Origin of the sequence: Aliivibrio sp. S4MY1 (assembly GCF_028765545.1) — a bacterium.
GTDB lineage: Bacteria > Pseudomonadota > Gammaproteobacteria > Enterobacterales > Vibrionaceae > Aliivibrio.
This window is the reverse complement of the sequence record NZ_JARACP010000002.1, coordinates 220,038-232,892: the sequence shown is the minus strand read 5'-3', so window position 1 is coordinate 232,892 and position 12,855 is coordinate 220,038. Positions and strand designations below refer to the sequence as shown.

5 protein-coding genes are annotated in these 12,855 nt (G+C 41.8%); 2 read left to right on the top strand and 3 right to left on the bottom strand.

Features of this window, described 5'->3' with window-relative positions; genetic code table 11:
- Positions 1-1,194, bottom strand: coding sequence for a purine nucleoside transporter PunC (punC, locus tag PVK71_RS03500; protein ID WP_130044902.1), 1,194 nt, complete (start codon positions 1,192-1,194; stop codon positions 1-3).
- 130 nt (positions 1,195-1,324) lie between these two features.
- Here punC and punR point away from each other — a divergent pair, with 130 nt between their 5' ends.
- Positions 1,325-2,233, top strand: a complete 909-nt coding sequence (gene punR, locus PVK71_RS03495; protein WP_274417688.1) for a DNA-binding transcriptional activator PunR — start codon at positions 1,325-1,327, stop codon at positions 2,231-2,233.
- A 65-nt stretch (positions 2,234-2,298) separates the two neighbouring features.
- On the opposite strand, the gene pdxH is transcribed toward punR, so the two are convergent.
- Both pdxH and PVK71_RS03485 read right to left on the bottom strand, forming a co-directional pair.
- Entirely contained in the window at positions 2,299-2,934 is a 636-nt protein-coding gene (gene pdxH / locus PVK71_RS03490) for a pyridoxamine 5'-phosphate oxidase (protein WP_130044904.1), read from the bottom strand.
- A 113-nt stretch (positions 2,935-3,047) separates the two neighbouring features.
- A complete protein-coding gene (locus PVK71_RS03485; RefSeq protein ID WP_274417689.1) occupies positions 3,048-10,997 on the bottom strand; it encodes a tandem-95 repeat protein in 7,950 nt (2,649 codons plus the stop codon).
- 548 nt (positions 10,998-11,545) lie between these two features.
- Here PVK71_RS03485 and PVK71_RS03480 point away from each other — a divergent pair.
- Positions 11,546-12,853: a TolC family outer membrane protein gene (locus PVK71_RS03480; protein WP_274417882.1), complete on the top strand. Its 1,308-nt coding sequence runs from the start codon at positions 11,546-11,548 to the stop codon at positions 12,851-12,853.
- Positions 12,854-12,855: the final 2 nt, after the last annotated feature.

Here is a 12,855-nt window from a genome sequence, read left to right as displayed (position 1 = left end):
TTATTGCTCTGCTAATTCCATATTTTCTTCTTTGTTCGCTTTAAACACCATGACTGCACCGATGAATAAGAAAACTAATTGCAATAACATGATGCTCCCCATAGAGATTGCGCCCATGTAACTAATGCTCGATACCATTGCACTTGCCGCTACACAGAAAAGCATCTGTAAGAAATTAAGTAGACCAGAAGCAACAGCACTGCCTTCTTTAAAATCAATTAATGCGTTATTCACTACAATTGGGTACACCGCACCATTTGCCGCCGCTAAGAAGCAGAACGGAATGAGCATTGGAATGATTGATGATACATCCATTCTCCATGACACTAAGAAAACCGTAACCACACTCGCGATAGATAATTTTAAAATCCATGGCAGTACTTGCTGTGCATTAAAGCGTTCTAATGCCCAACGACAACCGTAACCACCAACGATAAAGGCAATAGTTTGTGGAACATAACTTAAACCGATATCAGAACCTGAATAGCCCATTTGAGTCATTACAAACGGTGACCCCGTTAACCACGCAAAGAAGATCGCTGAGCTTGCTGCGTAAATTAACATATTTCCTGTGAATTTTTTTGACTTGATAACATCACGAAAAGTAATGGTTTTTCCTGATGTTGCTTGCTCTTGTTTTGGTTCTTTATCTGCAAACGTTCTTACTGCTAAGCCAACACCAATAATTGTTAATGTTACGAATATCATTGACCAACCGTAGAACTTTTCAATCGCAGCACCTAATAAAGGAGCCAATGCAGGAGAAAGAGCAACTAATGGCATAATTGTCGCAAAAATACGCTGTGATGTTTTCGCATCGTAACGCTGAATAACCATTGCTTGCCAAATAACATTAGCACTACAAGCACCCAGCGCTTGGAAGAAACGGGCAACTAATAGCATTTCGACACTGGTTGAAAATGAAGCAGCTAAACTACTGACTGCAAAAATGCTTAAACCAATGATCAGTGATTTTTTCGTTCCTAACTTTTGAGTCAATCGTCCGTAAAAAAGTTGACCAATCGCCATACCTAACAAGAAAATACTTAGGGTTAATCCAATCATATTTTCTGTTGTTGCTAAATCGCCACGAATAATATCGAATGCAGGTAAATACATATCAGTAGCTAAGAAGCCCAGCATACTTAAGCCCGCTAGCCAAATGTACGGGATAGATTGTTTTTTGTTTTCCATGTTCTTCTCCAAAGCTGAACATTTTTAAAATTCGTTGCATTCTATGTGCTAGTTGCTACTCTTGTGAAACGATATAATTTGCACTTTACATCAAATAATTTGATGTGAATAAATAAACATCAGGTCTTTTATGTTTTCATACCATGAATTAATCACGATTGAGTCCGTTGCACGATTAGGCAGTTTTAGCCATGCTGCAGATGAGTTACATAAAGTACCTAGCGCGATCAGCTACACCATTAAGTCTGTAGAAGAGCGTTTAAATGTATGCTTATTTACTCGCTTACACCGTAAAGTCGAACTGACTGCCGCCGGAACCTATTTTGTCGAGCAAACAAGAAAACTCCTTAAAGAAATGGAAGACATTCGATTCAACACTCAACGAGTGGCAAACGGCTGGCAACAAAGTGTGTCAGTAGCTTTAGATAATGTCGTTCGTGAAAATGGGGTAAACCAGCTCGTTCGAGACTTTTACGCCACCTTTCCCGACATTGAGCTTCAACTAACCATGGAAGTGTTTAACGGTGTGTGGGATGCCTTAATGACGGGTCGTGCCGATATTGGTATTGGTGCAACTGCAACCATTCCGATTGGTGGCGATTTCTCATACCGTCCTATGGGAGAACTCGCCTGGGAATTTGTGGTTGGCCTTAATCATCCATTAGCGGGTTATGAAGACCAAATCCCACATTCCGAGTTAATTAAATATCCAGTAATTTGCTTGGAAGACACCTCTCAGATATTACCAAAACGCTCGACATGGCAGTTAGATAATCAACGTCGCCTTATCGTTCCCAATTGGCACAGTGCTGAACAGTGTTTTATTGATGGTTTAGGCGTTGGTGTTATGCCAGCTCATAGAGCCAAAAGATTATTAGAAACCGGTCAAGTAATTAGTAAGAAGATAGAAAACCATATTGACCCGAGTCCATGTTGCCTTGCTTGGAATAATAATAATCAATCTATAGCCATTCAGTGGTTGTTAGATTATCTCGGTGATACAGAGAAACTTAATACTGAGTGGCTAAAAGAGACATAAAAATGCCGATGATCTTATAATCATCGGCATTTCATTTTTATTTATTCATTAAGATCAAGCCAAGATCATGGCGCTAATCGGTCGATCTCCCAGTTATCTTGATCTTTACTGTATAGGAATCGATCATGAAGTCGGTGATCTCCACCTTGCCAAAATTCAATTGATTCAATATTCACTCTAAAGCCTCCCCAAAACTTAGGAACAGGGATCTCCCCTTTAGCAAACTTCTGTTTAAGCTCTAGATATTTACCTTCAAGGGCTGAACGTGCCGTTAAGCGGCTGCTTTGTTTACTTGCCCATGCTGCGATTTGACTTTCTTTTGGCCTTGAGGTGAAATATTTCATATTCTCAAGTGCGCTTAGTTTCTCAGCCGTCCCTGTAATGTGAACTTGACGTTCAAGAGTGTGCCAAGGAAAGTGCAGAGAAATTTTACTATGGTCTTCCAAATGCTGTGCTTTACGAGATGCAAGGTTGGTATAAAAAACAAACCCTGTCTTATCAAAATGCTTCAATAACACGATACGTTGAAATGGTTGTCCATTTTTATCCACAGTAGCAACGGTCATCGCGGTTGGATCAGTCAATTTTGCTTCTACCGCTTGTTTTAACCAGAGTTCAAATAGATCTACTGGCTCTTGTGGTAAATCAGCTCTACGTAAGCCTCCAAGGCTATAATCACGACGAATATCTTCTAATTCCATGTAAATCTCACTTCGACTTGTTTGTTGAAATTGTGCTCTTTTGAGCGCCCTTAAACAAGGGAAAAATAAAAAGGGCCTAAAATAGGCCCTTAATTGAAGGTTAGATCCACTAATTAAGTAATATCATCTAATTTAAACATCTGATCGTTCAATAGTTTTGTTAGTACTTCTGATTGATTAGAGAAATCTGCATTCTCAAGACCAAATGAAGTCACAGCTCCTTCAACTACGATGTCATGCTCATTTCCACTGTCATCTGTAATCGATAATGTTAAATCGTCCCCATCCTCTGATACTCTAATATGAGAGAGTAAATCACCCATATTTATAACATCATCATCGCCACCGATAATTTCAGTTAAATCAATTAAGTCCTCACCTACAACAAAGTCTTTGATGGTGTCTGTACCGTTATCTAAACTATTATCGACACCTTGATCAACCCACTTAAAGATATCTTCCCCTGTTCCACCAGTAAGAATATCATCACCAAGTCCACCTATTAAGATATCGTTGCCTGAGCCACCGTCAAGAATATCATTACCGCTACCACCGCGAAGACCATCATTATCATTACCTCCGCTTAGGTAATCGTCGCCTTTACCACCAAACATAATATCAACGCCATTTTGACCAAAGATCTTGTCATTACCGTCACCACCATGCCCAAGATCAAGATAAGCATTACTGTCAGCAGATATGTTTTTAAATGATCCTGATTCAACCCCATCCTGAAGATGATTTAAATCACTCCCTTTACTAAAAATATTTTCAACTACATTTTGAGCATTTATAAGCTTAGGATCATCAGGGTTAACATCAAATCCCCCTGCATGACTATCTCCTAGGTAAATTGTATCGTCACCAGAGCCTAAGTATATATCATCACCAGCAGCACCAGCGTCTACAATTAATCCAGACTGTGTGTCATTTTTGTCAAACATTACATTTGGCTTCCCTGACCCTGAAGAAGCCCATATGGTATATTCATGTTCCGTCCCAGCATGAACAACTTGAACAGAGTCAACTAAATCACCTTCTGAGTTGACGTCTTCATCAACATTTGGAATATCTGTTACTACCCAGTCAATGATTTGAGCTTCACTTCTAGCTTGGTCTCCATTACTCGCCTCTGTAGAAATAGCAACAATTGACACCGAAAGCTTACCGGTATAACTCAATGGCAATTGGATTTTAGCTGTTGATAATTGATCTGCTGTTAGCTCTACTATTCCATTATTAATTGGAATTAGTTCGTCACCCACTAAGATCACCGCATCCGATGGTAGGTTTGATAATTCATAACTTAATGTCTCTGAGCTATCTGTATCTGTTAGCTCGCCACCAATGTATTCGCTTAATATGATATCTGTAACAAATCCATTATTACCAAGCTCAATACCATTAACTTCTTCAATAACTAGATTATCAACTAATACACCTCGACCGGAATTATGATGTGTACCTGTCGATACTAACTGAATATTCTGCGGTTCTGATGAACCATAAAAATTCACTTCAATTGAGTTCCAATCTAAGCCTTGATCTTTCGGACTAGAACCGCTCCACGAACCAACAACAACCCCATCAACAACAATATCAAATGAGTTATATTCTTCGCCAAAGCCAGGTCTTGGTGCAACATCTAAAGTAAGAGTATAAAGAGTTCCCTCTTCAGTATTTATCTCTCTTTCTACCCCTTTAGCTGATTCAAAATGAGAAGCTGAGTTTAGTTCGATAAATTGATTACCATCACTCGCATGAACGGTACCTCCATCACTCATATCTACACCACTCTCCCAAGTTTCAATCGCTTCTTCGCCATTTATCGGAGTCCATCCATCAACTTCTAATGAGAATTGTTTCTTATCATCTTGAGCTTGGTCCTCAAAGCTTGAAGTAAATATAGTCTCTGTTTTAGATATAACTGTTAACTCAGGAACATCAGCAACAGCATCAATATTAATTGTTACTGTTGCTGTATCTGTGCCACCATTTCCATCACTGATGGTGTAATCAAAAGTAACTTCACCGCTAAAGTTTTCTGATGGCTTAAATTCAATTTCACCATCATCATTAATCGAAACCGTCCCATTAGTTGGGTTTGATACACCTACGATTGTTAATTCGTCTCCATCAACATCGGTATCATTTCCTAATAAGTCTTCTGGCGTAATAGTGACAATGTTATCTTCTGTTGCCAAACTACCTTGATGTGATAACGGATAATCACCTAAATCTTTATATTCGATTAATTGATTATTTTCATCAAACTTTCCTAGCTCAATAGAAAGCTCACAAGCACCACCGTGATCCCAATAAACAATTTCAATCTCATGGAATCCAGGAGTATCTATGTCAAAATAAATATGACCATCTTCTCCAGGAGTTGTTGTTGAAGAACTTTGATTTCCATCATACTGAGCAACAATAACGCCATCGATTTTAATTAAATAACCATCATCTGCAGTTACTTTAAAGCCATATCTTCCTGGCTCTAGTTCGACTTGACCTTCAATATGCAAAATTGCATCAGTAGAATCGCCTGGATCACTCGATAAAGAGTCAGCATCATCACCTAAGAAATCTTGCAATGTATCATCTTCGCCAAGATCATTAGCTTCACGCTCATAATCTAATTCTTTCGCTATAAAACTGGCATCAGGATCATTACCATTAATAAACTCAAGTACCTGTTCTATTGATGATAAATCATTACCATCTTTATCAGGTCCTCTGTCGTTATAACCATAGTAACTTCCAGCTAAACCATCAAAAATAAGGGTGTCATTTACTGCATCTGGGGCTGAGTTTGAATCCATAACTGCATTATCAGAGTCCGAGAAACTTTGTCCCTCATAGCTCATGCTTGCATCTGCGTTAATGCTTTCTCCATGTTCTGGCACATCAACGTCACGTGTTACAGTACCTAACTCTATGTCAGCTTCCGTTAACGCGTAAGGTTCTGCATTACCATCAATAGTGATCAATAAAATCATTCCAGCTACAGCTGCTGGAGGCAAAGTAAATGTTGCGGTTACTTTTCCTTCTAGCTCTGATTTATTAATCACGCCATCATTGTTTTTATCATCAATAATTGTAACTACTGGTTTGAATAAATCTGATACAGACTGAGGATCTTCTTTATCTTTAAATTCAAATTGTTCGAAGTCGCGGAAGATGTTTGTATCTCCCTCTTTATCAACAATAACAATTTCACCGTTTTCATTAAGGCTAACTTTACAATCAGATAAATTCGAATCTAGTACAGCGGTATCTGTTCCTGCACCACCATCAACAACCACTCGATCATTTTTATCATCATCGTTTAAATTGAAAGTGTCATCTCCCTTACCTAGTAATACGTAATCATCATAATCATCTGTACCACTAAATTCACCGTGAGCATAATGAGTTTGTTCAGAAGGAAGGCTTACATTACCATTCTCATCTGTTTGCGTGACGCTAAAGAATTCATTATCACCGACTGGGGTTTCTGATAAGTCAGAAATATCAAATGTCCAGTTACCATCACTATCTACGGTTATAGCTGTAGAAGAATTGACAACGTTATTATCTTCATCATAAATAGTAATTGTTGCTCCCGGCTCACCAGTACCGTGTAATGTCACCGTTGAGTAATCACTCTCTGCTGAGTCGTCGGTTATGTTTGTGATTGCTGGAGGGTTTGGGGCGACTGTATCTTTCACCACATCATCTTTCGCGGTCGCCACGTTGCCATCGCTGTCGGTGAATGTCGCATTTGCCGTTAAGGTGCCATCCGCCAGCGTTTTCACGTCTACGTCATTAATAGTGTAAGTGCCATCGTCGTTCTGCGTCACCGTATAACCACCATCGACCGTGGCCGTGCCATTACTGTTCAACGTCACATTCAACGTGATGTCGTTTGCAGTGTCTCCATCTTCATCACTAATAACCACTTGCGCTGTGCCTGAACTCACGCCCTCACCGAAGCTCACCGTGATGTCTGCGTTTTCTGTGCCACTGATGAGCTCTGCCTGATCATCCGTATTGTCCGAGATGCTCACCGTTGGTTGAATGATCCCATTATCTGGCTCATCAGTCTCTTCACCATAAGTCGTATCAACCTCAGCACGGTCTGAACCTTCCACGGACTCATTGCCTGCTGCGTCAACAACGATCGCACTCACTTCTGTTGTTTGGCCATCCACTATCGCTGCTACTGGGATAGTTACGCTGAACTTACCGTCGGTGACGGTAATCTCTGACAGTTTAATGGTGTCTGTTGTGCCATCTGAGAAGGTTACAACCACACTGTCTTCTGTAATGTTCGTACCTTCTGGCAGCGTGATTGTTGCCGTAACACCCGCGTCTTTCTCCGCTGCATTGATGATGTCATCTTCGCCAGAATCGATAAGAACTGTTGGAGCAACATCACTGCCGTTGTCACCTTCACCATCACCAGGCGCCACCAAATCCACGCCCGCAGTATCGCTACCCGTCGCTGACTCATTGCCTGCCGCGTCAACAACGATCGCACTCACTTCTGTTGTTTGGCCATCCACTATCGCTGCTACTGGGATCGCTACGCTGAACTTACCGTCGGTGACGGTAATCTCTGACAGTTTAATGGTGTCTATTGTGCCATCTGAGAAGGTTACAACCACACTGTCTTCTGCAATGTTCGTACCTTCTGGCAGCGTAATTGTTGCCGTAACACCCGCGTCTTTCTCCGCTGCATTGATGATGTCATCTTCGCCAGAATCGATAAGAACTGTTGGAGCAACATCACCGCCGTTGTCACCTTCGCCATCACCAGGCGCCACCAAATCAACGTCTGCCGTATCGCTGCCCGTCGCTGACTCATTGCCAGCGGCATCAACAACAATCGCGTCAACCTTCACTGGCGTACCATCTACGATGGCACTTGCTGGGATAGAAACCACAACTTTGCCACTCTCATCGAACGTCGCATCCGACAGTTTGATTGTTTGTGGCTCACCGCCATTAATTGAAATAACGAGGCTATCTGCGGTCAGATCTGTGCCTTCTGGCAGCTCAATACTCGCCGTAACACCCACGTCTTTTTCATCAGCGTTAATGGTGTCATCATCGCCTGAGTTAATCACGACCGTTGGTGCAACATCACTGCCGTTGTCGCCTTCGCCATCACCAGGCGCCACCAAATCAACGCCTGCCGTATCGCTGCCCGTCGCTGACTTATTGCCAGCTACATCAACAACAATCGCGTCAACCTTCACTGGCGTACCATCTACGATGGCACTTGCTGGGATAGAAACCACAACTTTGCCACTCTCATCGAACGTCGCATCCGACAGTTTGATTGTTTGTGGCTCACCGCCATTAATTGAAATAACTAGGCTATCTGTGGTCAGATCTGTACCTTCAGGTAGCTCAATACTCGCCGTAACACCCGCGTCTTTTTCCGCCGCATTGATGATGTCATCATCGCCTGAGTTAATCACGACCGTTGGTGCAACATCACTGCCGTTGTCGCCTTCGCCATCACCTGGTGCCACCAAATCAACGCCTGCCGTATCGCTGCCTGTAACCGACTTATTACCTGCCGCGTCAACAACGATCGCACTCACTTCTGTTGTTTGACCATCCACTATCGCTGCCGCTGGGATCGCTACGCTGAACTTACCGTCGGTGACGGTAATCTCTGACAGTTTAATGGTGTCTGTTGTGCCATCTGAGAAGGTTACAACCACACTGTCTTCGGCAATGTTCGTACCTTCTGGTAGCGTGATTGTTGCCGTAACACCCGCGTCTTTTTCATCAGCGTTAATGGTGTCATCATCGCCTGAGTTAATCACGACTGTTGGTGCTACATCACCGCCGTTGTCGCCTTCGCCATCACCAGGCGCCACCAAATCCACGCTCGCCGTATCGCTGCCCGTAGCTGATTCATTGCCAGCGACATCAACAGCAATCGCGTCAACCTTCACTGGCGTACCATCTACGATGGCACTTGCTGGAATAGAAACCACAACTTTACCACTCTCATCGAACGTCGCATCCGACAGTTTGATTGTTTGTGGATCACCACCATTAATTGAAATAATGAGGCTGTCTGCGGTCAGATCTGTACCTTCAGGTAGCTCAATACTCGCCGTAACACCCGCGTCTTTTTCATCAGCGTTAATGGTGTCATCATCGCCTGAGTTAATCACGACTGTTGGTGCTGCGTTACTGCCGTTGTCGCCTTCGCCATCACCAGGCGCCACCAAATCCACGCTCGCCGTATCGCTGCCTGTAGCCGACTTATTGTCTGCCCCATCAACAACGATCGCACTCACTTCTGTTGTTTGACCATCCACTATCGCTGCCGCTGGGATCGCTACGCTGAACTTACCGTCGGTGACGGCAATCTCTGACAGTTTAATAGTCTCTGTTGTGCCATCTGAGAAGGTTACAACCACACTGTCTTCTGCAATGTTCGTACCTTCTGGCAGCGTAATTGTTGCCGTAATACCCGCGTCTTTTTCATCGGCATTGATGATGTCATCATCGCCTGAGTTAATCACGACTGTTGGTGCTACATCACCGCCGTTGTCGCCTTCGCCATCACCAGGCGCCACCAAATCAACGTCTGCCGTATCGCTGCCCGTAGCTGATTCATTGCCAGCGACATCAACAGCAATCGCGTCAACCTTCACTGGCGTACTATCTACGATGGCACTTGCTGGAATAGAAACCACAACTTTACCACTCTCATCAAACGTCGCATCCGACAGTTTGATTGTTTGTGGCTCACCGCCATTAATTGAAATAACTAGGCTATCTGCGGTCAGATCTGTACCTTCAGGTAGCTCAATACTCGCCGTAACACCCGCGTCTTTTTCATCAGCGTTAATGGTGTCATCATCGCCTGAGTTAATCACGACCGTTGGTGCTGCGTTACTGCCGTTGTCACCTTCACCATCACCAGGCGCCACCAAATCCGCGTCTGCCGTATCGCTGCCCGTAGCTGATTCATTACCAGCGACATCAACAGCAATCGCGTCAACCTTCACTGGCGTACCATCTACAATGGCACTTGCTGGAATAGAAACCACAACTTTACCACTCTCATCAAACGTCGCATCCGACAGTTTGATTGTTTGTGGCTCACCGCCATTAATTGAAATAACTAGGCTATCTGTGGTCAGATCTGTACCTTCAGGTAGCTCAATACTCGCCGTAACACCCGCGTCTTTTTCCGCTGCATTGATTATGTCATCTTCGCCAGAATCGATAAGAACCGTTGGTGCAACATCACTGCCGTTGTCGCCTTCGCCATCACCAGGCGCCGTCGTATCAAGCTCAAACTCCACTTCATTAGAGCTTGGGCCCTTATCACCACTTGGATCTGTAATATCGGCTACGTATTCATAACTTCCATCTGGCGTAGGTGTTGGTACAGTGATTTCTACCTTGCCATTTGTAATATCATCTTCAGTAATTAGATGCTCACCAACTACCTCACCATCACCATCGCGTAACTCAACTTTGTCACCTTCTTCTGTGCCTATTGGTAGAGTTACCTCTACTTGAATGCCGTTTTCTGCGCGTTCTTCATTAATAACACCGTTTTCATCGATTTCTTGAATGAATAACGTCGGCGCGGTTTTAATTAAGCCATTGCTTGGATCCGGAATTTGAAACTCTCCAGTCTCTCTATATACTTTATATTGTTCTAATAATGTTAAACTTTGTGTTTTCGATAGCCCAAGAGACTCTAATGAAGAAGTATCAAAACTTGTTTCAGCAATAGTACTTTTTCCAATACGTTCAATCTCTGTTGATGTAGTCAAACTTGAACCGTTATCTTCACCAGCAGCGGGAGCATCTGCGATAAGACTAGGATCTTGGCCATCAACAATTGCACTTAGTATTGCATCAATGTCATCACTTTCTTCTGGTAAATCAATACTGTTAACCACTAAGCTACCAGAAGAACCTTCAACAACGATTTCGCCGGGTGGCACCTTTTCACCTGGAGTAATTAGCTTTAAGTTACCATTTTTATCAATAACAATTATCTGCTCTGCGTTTATTGATGTATTTTCAGCCATGACAAAATCTCCAAATCCATTTATTCACACTGATTACCCATTACGTAACAATCAGTAATATATTGCAGTAAATTTATCACATTAATAACAATATCACCACAATGCGAAAGCAACGAAAAACGTGAAAATGACGTAACAAAATTGTCCTATTCCTTATTTGTTTTCATTTTTATGCACCGAATCACAAATGTGATACTCATTCCATAAAATTTGTAAATATAATCGACAAAAAACAACAAAAAAATTTTTTTATAAAAATAAACTTAAATTAATCTCACTTATGAGACGGTATATGTTTGCTTTTTTATTTTCATTTTTCAAAGCTCGTCAATTTTTTTTTATTTAACTTATGACAGAGTGTTATTTGCCATATTTCAATAGGTTAATTTTTGCTTTTTATATTTTAATAACGTAGCATTTCCAGCAAATAAACAACAACGCCACAAACCCATGACATTTCGTTATCGTTAAATTGTTTATACAATTACATATCGTCTTAATTTGTGGTTTATAAGAGTACGATAACAAGGAGAACAACTTTGAAATGGATGAAACTGGCAACTTACAGTAGCTTGCTTGTTTTGAGCGTATCGACTCAAGCTCAAACCTTAGAGCAAGCCATATCTCAAACACTAACAACAAACCCAGAAGTAAAAAAAGCATATAACTCATATTTAAGTTTTGTTGCTGATAGCGAGAGTGTGTCAGGTAATTACCTACCATCGATTGATTTAGATGCCGGCATCGGTTATGAACAGATCAACCCTGCGGATGGAAATGATACTGATCTCACGCGTAAAGATGCGACCCTATCCTTAACCCAATTAATTTGGGATGGTTCTAATACAATTAATGACATGGACCGAACAGAAGCTGAATCAGAATCTGCGCGTTTACAACTTATGTCTCTAGCTGAAAATAAAGCACTTGATGTATCACAAGTATATTTAGATGCAGTAAAAGCCACTGAAATCTTAGCACTGTCAGAAAGCAATTTAGCTATCCATAAAAAGATATATAAAGACATTAAAAAAAGAGCTGCATCAGGTATCGGCTCAACAGCCGATGTATCTCAAGTAGAAGCTCGTATCGCTCGAGCACATGGCAATTTACTTGCTGCTCAAAACAACCTGTTTGATACACACACAGTGTTTACCCAAATTGTAGGTTCACCTCCTCAAGCTCTAATCTACCCAAGAGCAGATGCTAATACGCTGCCTTTAAGTCAGCAAGAAGGTATCGAACGTGCTTTTGAATATCACCCAGTGATCTTGACTGCTCAATCTGATATTAAAGCGGCAAAATATCAATACGCTCAATCTAAAAGCACCAATTATCCAACATTCTCTTTTGAAGCGGCTCAAACATGGCGGGATGATGCTGGCGGTATAGAGGGCAATAGTGATGAGTTCTCTGCCATGATACGTATGCGCTATAACTTATATAATGGCGGAAGCGATAGTGCTCAGTCTGATAAAAGTGCTTACCAACTAAATATGGCAAAAGATCTTAGAGATAGTGCTTATCGTAATGTAGAAGAAGGATTCCGTCTTTCATGGAGCGCGCTTGATCTTACGTTACAACAAAAAGAATTTTTAGCCGATCACGTTGATGCTGCCTCAGATACTGTCATAGCGTATGAGAAGCAATACCGAATCGGTAAGCGAACGTTACTTGATCTATTAAACACAGAGAACGAATTATTTGAAGCACGTAAGTCTTATTTAGATGCTCACTACGCAGAACAATTCGCTAAATATAGAGTATTGCATGCAACAGGAACGCTTCTACCTTCATTACTCATAGATACACCAAAAGAATGGGACTCTAAACAATCTGAAGAAGAGGACAAATAAGC

Bases quoted from the DNA above. Each gene is read 5' to 3' on its own strand.
- punC (WP_130044902.1), bottom strand. From the start codon at position 1,194: ATGGAAAACAAAAAACAATCTATCCCGTACATTTGGCTAGCGGGCTTA.
- punR (WP_274417688.1), top strand. From the start codon at position 1,325: ATGTTTTCATACCATGAATTAATCACGATTGAGTCCGTTGCACGATTA.
- pdxH (WP_130044904.1), bottom strand. From the start codon at position 2,934: ATGGAATTAGAAGATATTCGTCGTGATTATAGCCTTGGAGGCTTACGT.
- PVK71_RS03485 (WP_274417689.1), bottom strand. From the start codon at position 10,997: ATGGCTGAAAATACATCAATAAACGCAGAGCAGATAATTGTTATTGAT.
- PVK71_RS03480 (WP_274417882.1), top strand. From the start codon at position 11,546: ATGAAACTGGCAACTTACAGTAGCTTGCTTGTTTTGAGCGTATCGACT.